Source organism: Micromonospora sp. NPDC020750 (assembly GCF_044334565.1).
In the GTDB taxonomy this organism is placed as follows: domain Bacteria; phylum Actinomycetota; class Actinomycetes; order Mycobacteriales; family Micromonosporaceae; genus Micromonospora.
The window spans coordinates 25,589-40,924 of sequence record NZ_JBIRTH010000010.1 but is presented as its reverse complement, the minus strand read 5'-3'; the positions used below and the strand labels follow the sequence as shown (position 1 = coordinate 40,924).

Genomic DNA, 15,336 nt, shown 5'->3' with positions numbered 1-15,336 from the left:
GTCGGCCTCAGGCCGACAGGCGGGTGCGGCCCTTGGAACGACGGGTCGAGAGGATGGCGCGGCCGGCCCGGGTGCGCATGCGCAGCCGGAAGCCGTGGGTCTTCGCGCGCCGGCGGTTGTTCGGCTGGTAGGTGCGCTTGCTCACGTCAGGCTCTCCGTTTTCATACGCCCCGCGCGTAGGCCCGCAGGGGTCGTGTGGTGGTCCAGGCCACCCTCGGCGGTGGCTCCGATCGGTGCTGCCCGAGGGCGCGGGACCCCGATTATGCGGGGAGGACGACCACGGACAGCAAGCACGCACCACCCTAGCAGAGGGCGGTAGAGCAGCCGCTCCAGCCTACGCAGGGGGGCAATGACCGTCAAACACCTCGTACTACGGCTCCGCCGGGCCTCGAACACGACCGAAGCGGTGGTTTTCACTGATGCCGACAAGGGTGCCGCGCGGTGACGGTTGATGGGCCCCGCCCCCCGCTGTTAGCGTGCGCGATTGCGGTCCGCGCCGGCAGCCGATTGGCGTCGGCAGGCAAGACCGGACAAGGTAGTGAATCGTTCGGCACGGTGGAACCCGCTTCAGCGCCCGCCCAGACAGGGGGCAGGTCCGACCCGCGTCCGGCGGGAGGCCACAATCGGTCGGTACACAGGCTGTGGATAACTTGTGGATAACGACGACCGGTCAGCCGTTCGGGCTGGACCAGCGGCGGTCGGGAGCAGAGGCGAGGGGGTGGCACGACGGTGGCCGGTACTACCGACCTTGCCGCGGTGTGGACCGCGACCACGGACGAACTCGCCGATGAGATCATCTCCGCGCAGCAACGCGCGTACCTGCGGCTCACCCGCCTCCGCGCGATCGTGGAGGACACCGCACTGCTCTCCGTCCCGGACGCGTTCACCCGCGACGTGATCGAGTCCCGGCTGCGGCCCGCCATCACCGAGGCGCTGACCCGGCGGCTCGGCCGGCCGATCCAGGTGGCCGTCACCGTTCGGGTGGCCGAGGACGCGGCCGGACGCCCGGCGGGCACGGTCTACCGCAGCGGCCCTGACGCCGACGGCCCACCCGGCTTCGACGGGCCCTCCGGCTTCGACGCCCGCAGCTACGACGGGCAGGGAGCGGACCGGCACGAGCCGGAGCCCGGCTTCCCCGCCCCCGGGTACCCGGACCGGGGTGAGCAGGCCCACGCCGGCCGCGGCCGACCGGCCGGTTCCGGGCGCGAGGACGCCGGTTACCTGGAGCGCGACGCGTCGGAGCACCCGTCGGAGGATGACGCCCCCGCGCGCTCCGACGGTCACCGGCCGGGGCTGGTGCCGGCCAGCCGGGACGCCCAGGAGCCGCTGTTCAGCGCCGCCTTCGCCGAACCGCCTCCGCCGGGCCGGCGCGGCTACGAGGGGCGCTCAGGTGCCGACAGCCGGCCCTACGAGCCCCGGTACCGCGACGCCGGGCCGGCGAGCGGCCCGCGGCTGCCCCGCGACGGCGCGACGGACAGCGGTCCGGGGCGCAGCGTCGCGGATCACCGGCCCGGCGGCCGGGACGACCGGCGGCCCGGCGGCGCGGAGGCCGGTGGGAACCGGCTCAACCCGAAGTACATGTTCGAGACGTTCGTCATCGGCTCGTCCAACCGGTTCGCGCACGCCGCCTCGGTCGCGGTGGCCGAGTCGCCCGCGAAGGCGTACAACCCGCTGTTCATCTACGGCAGTTCCGGGCTGGGGAAGACCCACCTGCTGCACGCCATCGGCCATTACGCCACCACGCTCGGCAACGCCCGCTCGGTCCGGTACGTCTCGACCGAGGAGTTCACCAACGACTTCATCAACTCGCTGCGGGACGACAAGACCAGCGCGTTCCAGCGCCGCTACCGCGACGTCGACATCCTGCTGATCGACGACATCCAGTTCCTGGAGAACCGCGAGCGGACCCAGGAGGAGTTCTTCCACACCTTCAACACCCTGCACAACGCCAACAAGCAGATCGTGATCACCTCAGACCGGTCGCCGAAGCAGCTCGCCACGCTGGAGGACCGGCTGCGCACCCGGTTCGAGTGGGGGTTGCTGGCCGACATCCAGCCACCGGACCTGGAGACCCGGATCGCGATCCTGCAGAAGAAGGCGGCCCAGGAGCGGCTGTACGCCCCGCCGGACGTGCTGGAGTTCATCGCCTCGCGGGTGTCGAACTCGATCCGGGAGTTGGAGGGGGCGCTGATCCGGGTCACCGCGTTCGCCAGCCTCACCCGGTCGACCGTGGAGCTCTCGCTGGCCGAGGAGGTGCTGCGGGACTTCATCCCCGACGGCGCCGGCCCCGAGATCACCGCCGACCAGATCATGGTCTCCACCGCCGACTACTTCGGGGTCAGCCTGGAGGACCTGCGCGGGCACTCCCGGTCCCGGGTGCTGGTCAACGCCCGCCAGGTGGCCATGTACCTGTGCCGCGAGCTGACCGACCTGTCGTTGCCCCGGATCGGGCAGGCGTTCGGGGGCCGCGACCACACCACCGTCATGCACGCCGACCGGAAGATCCGTCAGCAGATGGCGGAGCGCCGCTCGCTCTACAACCAGATCGCCGAGCTGACCAACCGGATCAAGCAGACCACCTGAGCCGTACGCCCGCCGCCTGCCCGCGGCGTGAGGACCCGACGCCCGGCCGGACCCGGCCGGGCGTCCGCGCGTTCGGAGGCGGGTGACCCCGGACACATTCCGCCCGACGGCTCCGTTGTCCACAGGGCGTCCCGAGCGGTTCGGGCTCGACCCTCGACCGGGTTGAGGCCACAGAATCGGGCGATGCCCGTCCACCACCGCTGCTCGTTGTCCACAGTCGCCGCCGGTTTTCCACAGCGGGTTTTCCACAGTCGGTGGAAAACTACCGTCCGCCCACAGCCGGTTACCCACAGGCTGTGGAAAACCCTGGGGACGAGGCTGTGGACGCCTGGGGACAACGCAGACGTTGTCCACCGATCTGAGGGGCCCTGTGGATTTCCTGTTGAAGGTTCTGGGGACGACGGCGATCCGAGCGGGTCGGTCCGTCCACAGGTCTGGGGAGAAAGTTGGTGGATAACCGGTGGATAACCGGTGGACAGCTGTGGACAACTGGGCGCTGCCGGGCGGCCTGTGGATCGAGGGGCCGGTTGTACCCCCGGTTCTCCACAGCCAATCCACCGGTGGATAACCTGTCTGACCTGCCCAGACGTCGGTTTTCCACAGTTTCCACAGGTGCGATGAAGACGATGAGTTTCTTCTTCTAAGAGAACAAAAACCAATCATCACCGTTGGACTTCCTGTGGATCGGGTCGGAACGGCCGGGACAGCCCGCCCGGCACCGACGCGATCTGCGGGGTCGGGCGCACAGCCGATGCCCCCGCGCCCTAAGGTGCGATGGGTACCCGCACGGTCGGGCGGGACGGTAGGCAGCGGTCGGCATGAGAGAGTTGTCGCTGACGTCGACGCGGAGGCATTGATGAAGTTCCGAGTAGAGCGCGACGCGCTCGCCGAGGCCGTGGCGTGGACCGCGAAGAGCCTGCCCAGCAGGCCTTCCGTACCGGTGCTGGCCGGCGTGATGCTCCGGGTGACCGACGGCAACCTGCAGGTCTCCGGCTTCGACTACGAGGTCTCCAGCCAGGTGACCGTCGAGGTGCAGGGCGACGCCGACGGTGCCGCGCTGGTATCCGGGCGGCTGCTCGCCGAGATCACCAAGGCGCTTCCGGCCAAGCCGGTCGACATCGCTGCGGTAGGCGCGCATCTGGAACTGGTCTGCGGCAGTGCCCGGTTCACCCTGCCCACCATGCCGGTGGAGGACTACCCCGCCCTCCCGGAGATGCCGGAGAGCGCCGGCACCGTCGACGCCGCGGCGTTCGCCGCAGCCGTTGCCCAGGTCGCCGTGGCCGCCGGCCGGGACGAGACCCTGCCGATGATGACCGGCGTTCGGATCGAGCTCTCCGGCGGCAACCTGGCCATGCTCGCCACCGACCGGTACCGCCTCGCCCTACGCGAGATGGAGTGGAACCCGGACAACCCCGAGATGAGCATCAACGCCCTCGTGCCGGCCCGGACCCTGCACGACACCGCCAAGGCCCTCGGCCCGCTCGGCGGCCAGGTCACCATGGCGCTCTCCCAGGGCGCAGCCGGCGAAGGCATGATCGGTTTCTTCGGCGGCACCCGGCGCACCACCAGCCGGCTGCTCGACGGCGCGAACTACCCACCGGTCCGCTCGCTGTTCCCGAGCAGCCACAACGCCGAGGCCCGGGTGGCGGTGAGCACCCTGATCGAGGTCGTGAAGCGGGTCGCCCTGGTCGCCGAGCGCACCACCCCGGTGCTGCTCAGCTTCAGCTCCGACGGGCTCGTCGTCGAGGCCGGCGGCACCGAGGAGGCCCGGGCCAGCGAGGCCATGGACGCCACCTTCACCGGTGAGGCGCTGACCATCGGCTTCAACCCGCAGTACCTGATCGACGGCCTGAACAACCTGGGTGCCCAGTTCGCGCTGCTCACGTTCGTCGATGCGTTCAAGCCGGCGGTGATTTCCCCCGCAGGCGAGGATGGTGAGGTCGTCTCGGGGTACCGGTACCTGATCATGCCGATCCGCGTCTCCCGCTGATCGCACCCTTCTTGATCCAGACGCAGCGGAGGTAGGAACAGATGCAGCTCGGCCTGGTAGGGCTCGGCCGGATGGGCGGCAACATGCGTGAGCGGTTGCGCGCCGCCGGGCACGAGGTGGTCGGCTACGACCGCAACGCGGAGCTGAGCGACGCCGCGAGCCTGGCCGAGCTGGTCGACAAGCTCGACGCGCCCCGCGCCGTCTGGGTGATGGTCCCGGCCGGCGTCACCGACACGACCATCGACGACCTCGCCGGCGTGCTCGGTGCGGGCGACATCATCATCGACGGCGGCAACTCCCGGTTCAGCGACGACGCGCCCCGCGCCGAGCGGCTCGCCGAGCAGGGCATCGGCTACCTCGACGTCGGCGTCTCCGGCGGCGTCTGGGGCAAGACGAACGGGTACGGCCTGATGGTCGGCGGCGCGCAGGAGCACGTCGACCGGCTGCTGCCGATCTTCGAGGCGCTCAAGCCGGCCGGCGAGTTCGGCTTCGTGCACGCCGGCCCGGTCGGTGCCGGCCACTACGCCAAGATGGTGCACAACGGCATCGAGTACGGCCTGATGCACGCCTACGCCGAGGGCTACGAACTGCTCGCCAAGTCGGAGATCGTGACCAACGTGCCGGGCGTGTTCAAGTCCTGGCGGGAGGGCACCGTCGTCCGCTCCTGGCTGCTCGACCTGCTCGACCGTGCCCTCGACGAGGACCCGGAACTGGCCGAGCTGAGTGGCTACACCGAGGACACGGGTGAGGGCCGGTGGACGGTCGACGAGGCGGTCCGGCTGGCCGTGCCGTTGAACGTCATCACCGCGTCGCTGTTCGCCCGGTTCGCCTCGCGGCAGGACGACTCGCCCGCGATGAAGGCCGTCGCCGCGCTGCGCCAGCAGTTCGGCGGGCACGCCGTCCACAAGCGCTGAGCGGTATCCACAGCCTGTGTACGTCCGCCGGCTCGAACTGGTCGACTTCCGCTCGTACGAGCAGGTCGGCGTCGATCTGGAGCCGGGTCCGAACGTCCTGACCGGCGCCAACGGCGTCGGCAAGACCAACCTGGCCGAGGCGCTGGGCTACGTGGCGACCCTGGACTCGCACCGGGTCGCCACGGACGCCCCCCTGGTCCGGATGGGGGCGTCCTCCGCGGTGATCCGGTGCGCCGTGGTGCACGACGGGCGCGAGCTGCTGGTCGAGCTGGAGATCGTGCCGGGCAAGGCCAACCGGGCCCGGTTGGGGCGCTCGCCGGCCCGGCGGGCCCGCGACGTTCTCGGCGCGCTGCGGCTGGTGCTGTTCGCCCCGGAGGACCTGGAACTCGTCCGGGGCGACCCGGGCGAGCGCCGCCGCTACCTCGACGACCTACTGGTCAACCGCCAGCCCCGGTACGCCGGGGTGCGCGCTGACTACGAGCGGGTGGTCAAGCAGCGCAACGCCCTGTTGCGTACCGCGTACCTGGCCCGCAAGACCGGCGGGTCTCGGGGCGGGGACCTGGCCACCCTCGCCGTCTGGGACACCCACCTGGCCCGGCACGGTGCCGAGCTGCTCGCCGGCCGGCTGGAGCTGGTCGCCGCGCTCGGCCCGCACGTCACCAAGGCGTACGACACGGTGGCGGCTGGCCGGGGCGCGGCCGGCGTCACGTACCGGCCGTCGGTGGAGCTGACCGACCCGACGCCCGACCGGGCGGCGCTGGTCGAGGCGTTGACGGCGGCGCTGGCCGAGTCCCGGTCGGCCGAGGTCGAGCGGGGCACCACCCTGGTCGGCCCGCACCGCGACGATCTGGTGCTCAACCTCGGCCCGCTGCCCGCGAAGGGGTACGCCAGCCACGGCGAGTCCTGGTCGCTCGCGCTGGCGCTGCGGCTGGCCGGGTACGACCTGCTCCGATCCGACGGCATCGAGCCGGTGCTGGTGCTCGACGACGTCTTCGCCGAGCTGGACGTGGGTCGCCGGGAGCGGCTGGCGGAGCTGGTCGGCGGGGCCAGTCAGGTGCTGGTGACCTGCGCCGTGGACGACGACGTGCCGACCGGCCTGCGGGGCGCCCGATACCAGGTTGGCGAGGGGACGGTGCGTCGTGTCGGCTGAGCGGGAGCTTCCACCGGCCCGCCTCGGGCCGCCGCGCCCGGGACGTACCCCGGCCGGCGCGACGGCCGGCGGGGACGCGGCCGGGGGTGGGGGCGCGCCGCGCCGGGCCGGGCGGCGCGCCGGCGGCCAGGCGGCAGCGCCGGCCGATGGCGCCGGGCGGCCCGACGGTCCGGTGGCCGACGGTCCAGCGGCCACCGGCACCGGTGCTGGCGGCAACGACGTCTCCGAAGGGGCGGCGGGGCCGGAGTTGGCCCGGGCGGTACTGGACGCCGCGAAGGCCCGCCGTGACTCGGCGGCCCGGACCCGCCGGCGCAGCGTGGTGTCCGGCGACGGCGAGGGCGGTCGGCGGCTGCGCGGCTACTCGGGCCCGGGGCCGGATCCGCGTGACCCTCAGCCGCTGAGTGCCGTGCTCAACCGGCTGGTCAAGGCGCGCGGCTGGGAGCAGCCGGCCGCCGAGGCGACGGTCTTCGGCGCGTGGGAACGGGTGGTCGGCTCCGAGGTGGCCCAGAACAGCCGTCCGGTGAAGCTGGAGAACGGCGAGCTGACCGTGGAGGCCCGGTCCACCGCGTGGGCGACCCAACTACGGCTGCTCGCCGGTTCCCTGCTGAAGAAGATCGCCAGCGAGGTGGGCCACAACGTGGTGCGCAAGCTGCACATTCATGGCCCGGCCGCGCCGTCCTGGTCGCGTGGACCGCGCAGGGTCCGGGGGCGGGGCCCACGCGACACCTACGGCTGACGGTCAGTGGCCGGGGCGCTGGGCCTCTCGCTCGGCGCGTCTGCGTTCCCGCTGCTCACGGCTCCACTGCTTACGCCTTTCCAGGTCCTGCTTCCACGCCTCCCGGGCATGGCGCGAGCCGCCCTGCACCGCTCCCTGTACCTCGGAAGGGCCGGCGAGGTTGCGGAACACCCAGCCCATGAGGCGGCCGCCCCTGCCCGAGGAGTCGCCCACCTGCTTGTCGTCGCTCATCCGCCTGGCCTCTCCCGCGCCGCGCCCGGAAACACTTCGTGCACCAATAATTGGTACACCAATCGTTGCTAGGATCGCAACGGCGACGACGAGGAGGCCTGCGGTGTCCGACCAGCTTGAGGGCGATCCCCTGGCCCTGGAGGAGCAGGTGTGCTTCGCGCTCTCCGTGGCGGCCCGGGGCGTGGTCGCCGTCTACCGTCCCCTGCTGGAGCCGATGGGGCTGACCCATCCGCAGTACCTGGTCATGCTCGCGCTGTGGCAGCATGCGCCGCTGTCCGTACGGGAGCTCAGCCGCCTGTTGCAGCTCGACCCGGGGACGCTGTCACCGCTGCTCAAGCGCCTGGAGGCCAACGGGTACGTCCGGCGGGAGCGCGACCCCGCCGACGAGCGCAGCCTGGCCGTGACGCTCACCGCGGGCGGCGAGGCGCTGCGTGCCCGCGCCGAGGAGATCCCGCCGGCGATCGTGCGGCGGCTCGGGATGCCGATCGGGGAGCTGCGGGACCTGCACGCCGTCCTGACCCGGGTGATCGCGGCGACGAACCGGGCCGGCGCGGGCGGTGCCAACCCCGGTCAGGCGTCGGCGTAGACCGCGAAGCCGCGGTCGGCGCAACGGCGGTAGAAGGCCGCCAGCACGCCCAGCTCGGCGCAGGTGAAGTCCCACTGCGGCGGGTCGCCGTTCTCGTCGCGCAGCGCGTCCAGCCGGCTGCCCAGCCAGCGCAGCTGCTGCTCGGCGAGGCGACCGTCGCCGAGCAGGCCGCGCAGCACGTTGCTCACCGAGTCGAAGTCGACCGTCTCCCCGTGCGGGCGGTGCCCGGCCACGAAGCGCTCGATCCCGCCGGCGACCCAGGCGCAGCCGTCCGGGTCGATCACCGGGTCCTCGTCCTCGGCGGCGGCGTCCGTGGCGTAGAGCACATTCTCCAGCCCGAGCAGGAGATCGACCAGCTCGGTGTACGCCGTGGCCCGGACGGTCCCGGTCTTGGCGATGTGTTCCGCGAGGGCCGCCGTCGGCGCGGAGATCCGCGGCAGGTCGACGATCTCGCCGAAGTCGACGAACTCGGCCGGTGCGACCGGGTCGTAGAAGCGGCCGGTCCGCGGCCAGTGCACCGCGACGTTGTCCAGCCCCATCTGGCGTCACCCCTTGAGAGCACGTGTCGGATCGTTCGGGTCGATCGTCCGGTTCCGACCGGAAAAGATCAAGACCAGCCACGCCGGGCGCCGCAAACGTACGCCCGTCGCGGGCTCCGGCGCGACCCCGGCCCCCGAGCGTCCCGGCCCGATCGGCGGCGACGCCGCCCGCCGATCGGAGCTTGGCGTGTAGGGGGAGTCGCGGGTGGCGCGGTTCGGCCGGCTACGGAGGTCTCAGCCGCCGCGAAAGGGGTGCCGAGTGGCGGTTCTGTCGTCCGCGCACAGTAAGATTGAGGCGAGACGAAGACCCGACACGGAGCGACGGACGCGGGCCCACCAAAGGTCCGAGATCATTGTTCCACGTCGGGTCGAGCCGATCGCGATCCGCGGGCAACCGCGGCGACCGGCGTTCCGGCCCGTACCCCGGTTTCCACCGGTCTCGGGTCGCGCGCCGACGTCGCGTCCTGTCCGCCGAACCCGCGTCCGACGCGCCGCTTGCCGGCTCGGGGGCGCGAGAAAGTGGCCGAGGGTGGCAGCGCAGGACAAGCAGGAGTACGGCGCCGAGTCGATCACCGTCCTCGAAGGTCTGGAGGCGGTCCGCAAGCGGCCCGGCATGTACATCGGGTCGACCGGTGAGCGCGGTCTGCACCACCTGGTGTGGGAGGTCGTCGACAACGCCGTCGACGAGGCGCTGGCCGGATACTGCGACACCATCGACGTGGTGCTGCTGGCCGACGGCGGGGTCCAGGTCACCGACAACGGCCGGGGCTTCCCGGTCGACCTGCACCCCAAGTTGAAGAAGCCGGGCGTCGAGGTGGCGCTGACCGTGCTGCACGCCGGCGGCAAGTTCGACGGCAAGGCGTACGCCGTGTCCGGCGGTCTCCACGGCGTCGGCGTGTCCGTCGTCAACGCCCTCTCCAGCCGGATGGCGGTGGAGATCCACAAGTCCGGCTTCGTCTGGCGGCAGAAGTACACCAACTCCAAGCCGAGCCCGCTGGACAAGGGCGAGACCACCGACCGCACCGGTTCCACGGTCACGTTCTGGCCCGACCCCGACGTGTTCGAGACCGTCGACTTCGACTTCCAGACCATCTACCGCCGCATCCAGGAGATGGCCTTCCTCAACCGCGGCCTCACCATTCACCTGCTCGACGAGCGGGTCCCGGAGGGCGAGGAGGGCAAGCCGCGCGAGGTCACCTTCTGCTACAAGGGCGGCATCGCTGACTTCGTCCGGCACCTCAACGCCTCGAAGAGCCCGATCCACAAGACGGTGGTCGAGTTCGGTGCCGAGGAGGAGGGCATGTCGCTCGAGATCGCCATGCAGTGGAACGAGTCGTACGGCGAGTCGGTCTACACCTTCGCCAACACGATCAACACGCACGAGGGCGGCACCCACGAGGAGGGCTTCCGGTCCGCGTTGACCAGCGTGGTCAACCGCTACGGCGCGGAGAAGAAGCTGCTCAAGGGCGACGAGAAGCTCTCCGGCGAGGACATCCGGGAGGGCCTGGCGGCGATCATCTCGGTCAAGCTGGCAAACCCGCAGTTCGAGGGCCAGACCAAGACCAAGCTCGGCAACACTCCGGTGAAGAGCTTCGTACAGCGGGTCTGCAACGACCGGCTGGTCGACTGGTTCGACCGCAACCCGGCCGAAGCCAAGATGATCATCACCAAGGCGTCCCAGGCGGCCCGGGCCCGGATCGCCGCGCAGCAGGCTCGCAAGCTGGCCCGGCGCAAGTCGCTGCTGGAGTCCGGCTCGATGCCGGGCAAGCTGGCCGACTGCCAGTCCACCGATCCGCGCGAGTCCGAGGTGTTCATCGTCGAGGGCGACTCGGCGGGCGGCTCGGCCAAGCAGGGCCGGGACCCGCGCACCCAAGCGATCCTGCCGATCCGCGGCAAGATCCTCAACGTGGAGAAGGCCCGGATCGACCGGGTGCTGAAGAACACCGAGGTCCAGGCGCTGATCACCGCGCTGGGCACCGGCATCCACGACGACTTCGACATCGAGAAGCTGCGGTACCACAAGACCGTGCTGATGGCCGACGCCGACGTGGACGGCCAGCACATCCAGACGCTGCTGCTCACCCTGCTGTTCCGCTTCATGCGCCCGCTGGTCGAGCTGGGCCACGTCTACCTGGCCGCCCCGCCGCTCTACAAGATCAAGTGGAACAAGAAGGGCGACGACGCGCAGTACGCGTACTCGGACCGGGAGCGGGACGGACTGATCGCGCTGCGGCAGCAGAAGAAGCCGAACGCCAAGCCGGACGACATCCAGCGGTTCAAGGGTCTCGGCGAGATGAACTATCCCGAGCTCTGGGAGACCACGATGAACCCGGGCAGCCGCACCCTGCGCCAGGTCACGCTCGACGACGCGGCGACCGCGGACGAGCTGTTCAGCGTGCTGATGGGCGAGAACGTCGAGGCGCGTCGCTCGTTCATCCAGCGCAATGCCAAGGACGTCCGCTTCCTGGACATCTGACGGACCGGCGGGCCGTCCCGGTCGTCCACCGGGCGGTCCGCCGATCCACAGGGTTATCCACAGCCTGGCCGGTTTCCACAGCGGTTATCCACAGCACGAAACCGACTCTGATTCTGATAAGGGTTAACAGTGACCGATACCCCCGAGTCCACCCCGAGCGAGCCCGAGGTCCCCGAGACCGCTGCCGCCGCAGTCGTGGCGCATGACCGCATCGAGCCGGTAGGGCTCGAGGTGGAGATGCAGCGTTCCTACCTCGACTACGCGATGAGCGTCATCGTCGGGCGGGCGCTGCCGGACGTCCGGGACGGGCTCAAGCCGGTCCACCGCAAGATCCTCTACGCCATGTTCGACTCCGGCTACCGGCCGGACCGCGGCTACGTCAAGTGCTCCCGGGTCGTCGGCGACGTGATGGGCCAGTTCCACCCGCACGGCGACTCTGCCATCTACGACGCGCTGGTCCGGATGGCGCAGCCCTGGTCGCTGCGCTACCCGCTGGTCGACGGCAACGGCAACTTCGGCTCGCCGGGTAATGATCCAGCTGCGGCGATGCGCTACACCGAGTGCAAGCTCGACCCGCTGGCGATGGAGATGCTGCGGGACATCGACGAGGACACCGTCGACCTCCAGGACAACTACGACGGCCGGGCCAAGGAGCCCACCATCCTGCCGTCCCGCATCCCGAACCTGCTGATCAACGGCTCCGAGGGCATCGCGGTCGGCATGGCCACCAAGATCCCGCCGCACAACCTGCGCGAGATCGGCGCGGCCGTGCAGTGGTGCCTGGAGAACCCGGAAGTCGACGAGGCGACCACCCTCGACGCGCTCATCGAGATCGTCAAGGGTCCGGACTTCCCCACCCACGGCCTCATCGTCGGCACCCAGGCCATCCAGGACGCGTACCGGACGGGCCGTGGGTCGATCCGGATGCGGGCCGTGGTGGAGGTCGAGGAGGACAAGCGGGGCCGCCCCTGCCTGGTGGTCAGCGAGTTGCCCTACCAGGTCAACCCCGACAACCTCGCCGAGCGGATCGCCGAGCTGATCAAGGAGGGCAAGCTCGCCGGCATCGCCGACATCCGGGACGAGTCCTCCGGGCGTACCGGCATGCGGATCGTGCTCGTACTCAAGCGCGACGCGGTCGCCAAGGTGGTGCTCAACAACCTCTACAAGCACACCCAGCTCCAGGAGACCTTCGGCGCCAACATGCTGGCGCTGGTCGACGGCGTGCCGCGAACGCTGAACCTGGCCCAGTTCCTCCGCTACTACGTCGAGCACCAGATCGAGGTGATCCGGCGGCGGACCGCGTTCCGGCTGCGCAAGGCCGAGGAGCGGGCGCACATCCTGCGCGGCCTGTCGAAGGCGCTGGACGCCCTCGACGAGGTGATCGCCCTGATCCGGCGCTCGCCGACCGTCGAGGACGCCCGGCAGGGCCTGATCCGGCTGCTGGAGATCGACGAGATCCAGGCCACCGCGATCCTGGACATGCAGCTGCGCCGGCTCGCCGCCCTGGAGCGGCAGCGGATCCTCGACGACCTGGCCAAGCTCGAGATCGAGATCGCCGATCTCAAGGACATCCTGGCCAAGCCGGAGCGGCAGCGGCGGATCGTCTCGGAGGAGCTCGGCGAGATCATCGCGAAGTGGGGCGACGAGCGGCGGACGAAGATCCTGCCGTTCGACGGCGAGGTCTCGATGGAGGACCTCATCGCCCGCGAGGACGTGGTGGTCACCATCACCCGTACCGGGTACGCGAAGCGGACCAAGGTCGATCTGTACCGCTCCCAGCGTCGCGGCGGCAAGGGCGTCAGCGGGGCCACGCTGCGGCAGGACGACATCGTCAGCCACTTCTTCGTCTGCTCCACGCATGACTGGATGCTGTTCTTCACGAACAAGGGCCGGGTGTACCGGGCCAAGGCGTACGAACTTCCGGAAGCCAGTAGGGTAGCCAAGGGCCAACACGTGGCCAATCTGCTCGCGTTCCAACCGGACGAGCAGATCGCGCAGATCATCGAAATCCCGAATTACCAGGTGGCCCCCTACCTGGTACTGGCCACGAAGAACGGCCTGGTGAAGAAGACGCGGCTCGAGGAGTTCGACTCCAACCGTTCCGGCGGAGTCATCGCGATCAACCTGCGCGATGAGGACGAGCTGGTCGGTGCTGCCCTCGTCGCCCCGTCCGACGACCTGCTGCTGGTCTCCAAGAACGCCCAGGCGATCCGCTTCAACGCCACCGACGAGGCGCTGCGGCCGATGGGCCGGGCCACGTCGGGCGTGATCGGCATGCGGTTCAGCGACGACGACGTCCTGCTCGCGATGGAGGTCGTCCGCGAGGGGTTGGACGTGCTGGTGGCCACGAACGGGGGATACGCGAAACGTACCCCGATCGAGGAATACCCGGTCCAGGGCCGGGGAGGTAAGGGTGTGCTGACTGCGAAGATCACCGAGCGACGCGGTGGTCTGGTCGGCGCTGTGGTGATCGACCCGGACGACGAGCTGTTCGCGATCACCAGCAACGGTGGCGTCATCCGGACTCCGGTGAAGCCTGTACGCCGTACGCGTGACCGGAACACAATGGGGGTCAAGCTGATGGACCTCCCGGACGGCGTGACTATCGTGGCGATTGCTCGCAATGCCGACGAGCCTGACGAACAGGACTAGTTGATGACGGAGACACAGGCGAAGTCGGGGAACAAGGGGACCTCGGCCAACCCGGTCGACGAGGAGGCCGCCGCGAAGGGCGGCGCACCAGCGGCCGGCCGCACGGCCGTGGGCCGGGCGACGGTCCCCGCCGACGCGCCTGCCCCGAAGTTCACCCGGGCTCCCGGGATGACGCCGCCGCCGGAGACCCCCGGCGACGACTCGGGGGCTGGTGACAAGACGGAGACATCCGGCGTCGACGCGCCCACCTCTGCGGCTGCTCCGGCCGCGGGGGCGGGCAGCGCCGGCCGCCCGGGGACGACAGCGCCGATCCGGACAGGAAGCGGCCAGTCGACTGGCAGCGCCGCCACCGGCACACTGCCGCGTGTCGGTGGTGGCCCGGCCAACCCGCGCCCGGACGGCGCCCGTCCGAGCGCGGGGGGGCGCCCCGCCAACGGCGGCGGGCTGCCGCCGGGGGTCGCCGGGTCGTCGGCCTCGGCTGTCGGGGCCGCCCGGGTCGGTGAAGCGGTACGTGCCGCGCGTACCTCGGTCAGCTCCGCCGCGTCCCGCGGGCCGCGGCGGGCCCGGCTGAACCTGAAGCGGATCGACCCCTGGTCCGTGATGAAGTTCGCCTTCGCCGTCTCCGTGGTGCTCTTCATCGTGGTGGTCGTCGCCACCTCGGTGCTCTACCTGGCGCTGGACGCCATGGGTGTGTTCCAGAGCGTCAACGAGAGCCTGAGCGACCTGGTCAACGCCGGCGGGCAGAGCACGAGCGGCTTCCAGATCACCGCCAAGGGCGTGATCCTCAGCTCCGCCCTGATCGGTCTGGTCAACGTCGTCCTGTTCACCGCGCTCGCCACCCTCGGCGCGTTCGTCTACAACGTCTGCGCCGACCTGGTCGGCGGGATCGAGCTGACGCTCGCCGAGCGGGACTGATCGCACCCGACGCCGGGGCGCGCCGCGTAAAGCGGTCGCCCCGGCGTCGTGCGTCCGGGTAGTTTCAGGGGGTACGGCGAGCACGGACTCGTCACCGGCCCCCGATTTGGGGCGCGGCGGGCGGATGCGTTAACCTTGGCCGTCGCCACGCGGGGCTATAGCTCAGTCGGTTAGAGCGCAGAGCTGATAACTCTGAGGTCGCTGGTTCGATTCCAGCTAGCCCCACCGCACATGGTTCCGACGGCTGTCGAGCGCAAGGGGTCGCCCATGTTCAAGAAGCTTCTGATTCTGGCCGGCATTGTCGGCGTGGCCGCCGTGGTGGTCAGGAAGATCAAGGTTTCGAACGACGAGCGCGCCCTGTGGCATGAGGCGACCACCGCCCCTGACCTGCGCTGATCATTTCTCCGACTTCCAGCTCCCGGCGGCTTCGCCCGCCCTCGGGGCCCTAGCTCAACTGGCAGAGCACTGCCTTTGCAAGGCAGGGGTTAGGGGTTCGAGTCCCCTGGGCTCCACCAATACCGCCTCTGATCAGGCGAGTCCCCATCGCAAGATCAACGGGCACAG

General features: G+C 70.4%; 13 protein-coding genes and 2 tRNA genes. 12 read left to right on the top strand and 3 right to left on the bottom strand.

The features are described from left to right. Window positions 1-7: 7 nt before the first annotated feature. Window positions 8-145 carry a 50S ribosomal protein L34 gene (gene rpmH / locus ACH4T9_RS26765; RefSeq protein ID WP_088959667.1) on the bottom strand — a complete coding sequence of 46 codons (138 nt, stop codon included), beginning with the start codon at window positions 143-145 and terminating at the stop codon, window positions 8-10. A 584-nt stretch (window positions 146-729) separates the two neighbouring features. On the opposite strand from rpmH, the gene dnaA reads away from it, so the two are divergent. The 5 genes from dnaA (at window position 730) to ACH4T9_RS26740 (ending at window position 7,373) form a co-directional block, all read left to right on the top strand. Continuing rightward, window positions 730-2,583: a chromosomal replication initiator protein DnaA gene (gene dnaA / locus ACH4T9_RS26760; RefSeq protein WP_396671841.1), complete on the top strand. Its 1,854-nt coding sequence runs from the start codon at window positions 730-732 to the stop codon at window positions 2,581-2,583. 856 nt (window positions 2,584-3,439) lie between these two features. Further along, window positions 3,440-4,573 (top strand): DNA polymerase III subunit beta, encoded by a 1,134-nt coding sequence (gene dnaN, locus ACH4T9_RS26755; protein ID WP_396671840.1) that lies wholly within the window; start codon window positions 3,440-3,442, stop codon window positions 4,571-4,573. 41 nt (window positions 4,574-4,614) lie between these two features. Beyond that, on the top strand, window positions 4,615-5,487 hold the full coding sequence (gene gnd / locus ACH4T9_RS26750) for a phosphogluconate dehydrogenase (NAD(+)-dependent, decarboxylating) (RefSeq protein ID WP_396671839.1): 873 nt from the start codon (window positions 4,615-4,617) through the stop codon (window positions 5,485-5,487). A 16-nt stretch (window positions 5,488-5,503) separates the two neighbouring features. Then, window positions 5,504-6,637 (top strand): DNA replication/repair protein RecF, encoded by a 1,134-nt coding sequence (gene recF / locus ACH4T9_RS26745; protein ID WP_396671838.1) that lies wholly within the window; start codon window positions 5,504-5,506, stop codon window positions 6,635-6,637. 172 nt (window positions 6,638-6,809) lie between these two features. Next, complete coding sequence (locus ACH4T9_RS26740; RefSeq protein ID WP_396672071.1) at window positions 6,810-7,373, top strand: DUF721 domain-containing protein; 564 nt, start codon at window positions 6,810-6,812, stop codon at window positions 7,371-7,373. A 3-nt stretch (window positions 7,374-7,376) separates the two neighbouring features. Here the strand turns inward: ACH4T9_RS26740 and ACH4T9_RS26735 are convergent, their stop codons facing one another. Further along, a complete protein-coding gene (locus ACH4T9_RS26735; protein ID WP_396671837.1) occupies window positions 7,377-7,604 on the bottom strand; it encodes a hypothetical protein in 228 nt (75 codons plus the stop codon). A gap of 103 nt (window positions 7,605-7,707) precedes the next feature. Here ACH4T9_RS26735 and ACH4T9_RS26730 point away from each other — a divergent pair, with 103 nt between their 5' ends. Beyond that, window positions 7,708-8,190: a MarR family winged helix-turn-helix transcriptional regulator gene (locus ACH4T9_RS26730; RefSeq protein ID WP_396671836.1), complete on the top strand. Its 483-nt coding sequence runs from the start codon at window positions 7,708-7,710 to the stop codon at window positions 8,188-8,190. Here the strand turns inward: ACH4T9_RS26730 and ACH4T9_RS26725 are convergent. Next, entirely contained in the window at window positions 8,175-8,729 is a 555-nt protein-coding gene (locus ACH4T9_RS26725; protein WP_396671835.1) for a hypothetical protein, read from the bottom strand. The genes ACH4T9_RS26730 and ACH4T9_RS26725 overlap by 16 nt on opposite strands. A 529-nt stretch (window positions 8,730-9,258) precedes the next feature. On the opposite strand from ACH4T9_RS26725, the gene gyrB reads away from it, so the two are divergent. The 6 genes from gyrB (at window position 9,259) to ACH4T9_RS26695 (ending at window position 15,287) form a co-directional block, all read left to right on the top strand. Beyond that, window positions 9,259-11,205, top strand: coding sequence for a DNA topoisomerase (ATP-hydrolyzing) subunit B (gene gyrB / locus ACH4T9_RS26720; RefSeq protein ID WP_396671834.1), 1,947 nt, complete (start codon window positions 9,259-9,261; stop codon window positions 11,203-11,205). A 129-nt stretch (window positions 11,206-11,334) separates the two neighbouring features. Then, complete coding sequence (gene gyrA / locus ACH4T9_RS26715; protein ID WP_396671833.1) at window positions 11,335-13,857, top strand: DNA gyrase subunit A; 2,523 nt, start codon at window positions 11,335-11,337, stop codon at window positions 13,855-13,857. Window positions 13,858-13,860: 3 nt separating this feature from the next. Next, window positions 13,861-14,772 carry a DUF3566 domain-containing protein gene (locus ACH4T9_RS26710; RefSeq protein WP_396671832.1) on the top strand — a complete coding sequence of 304 codons (912 nt, stop codon included), beginning with the start codon at window positions 13,861-13,863 and terminating at the stop codon, window positions 14,770-14,772. A 151-nt stretch (window positions 14,773-14,923) separates the two neighbouring features. Next, window positions 14,924-14,997: transfer RNA gene (locus ACH4T9_RS26705), tRNA-Ile, on the top strand. A 42-nt stretch (window positions 14,998-15,039) separates the two neighbouring features. Further along, window positions 15,040-15,168, top strand: a complete 129-nt coding sequence (locus ACH4T9_RS26700; protein ID WP_350880278.1) for a DLW-39 family protein — start codon at window positions 15,040-15,042, stop codon at window positions 15,166-15,168. 43 nt (window positions 15,169-15,211) lie between these two features. Then, window positions 15,212-15,287: transfer RNA gene (locus ACH4T9_RS26695), tRNA-Ala, on the top strand. Window positions 15,288-15,336: the final 49 nt, after the last annotated feature.

Excerpts from the sequence above, each read along its gene's own strand:
- dnaN (WP_396671840.1), top strand. The coding sequence starts at position 3,440 with ATGAAGTTCCGAGTAGAGCGCGACGCGCTCGCCGAGGCCGTGGCGTGG.
- gnd (WP_396671839.1), top strand. The coding sequence starts at position 4,615 with ATGCAGCTCGGCCTGGTAGGGCTCGGCCGGATGGGCGGCAACATGCGT.
- ACH4T9_RS26735 (WP_396671837.1), bottom strand. The coding sequence starts at position 7,604 with ATGAGCGACGACAAGCAGGTGGGCGACTCCTCGGGCAGGGGCGGCCGC.
- ACH4T9_RS26725 (WP_396671835.1), bottom strand. The coding sequence starts at position 8,729 with ATGGGGCTGGACAACGTCGCGGTGCACTGGCCGCGGACCGGCCGCTTC.
- ACH4T9_RS26710 (WP_396671832.1), top strand. The coding sequence starts at position 13,861 with ATGACGGAGACACAGGCGAAGTCGGGGAACAAGGGGACCTCGGCCAAC.
- ACH4T9_RS26700 (WP_350880278.1), top strand. The coding sequence starts at position 15,040 with ATGTTCAAGAAGCTTCTGATTCTGGCCGGCATTGTCGGCGTGGCCGCC.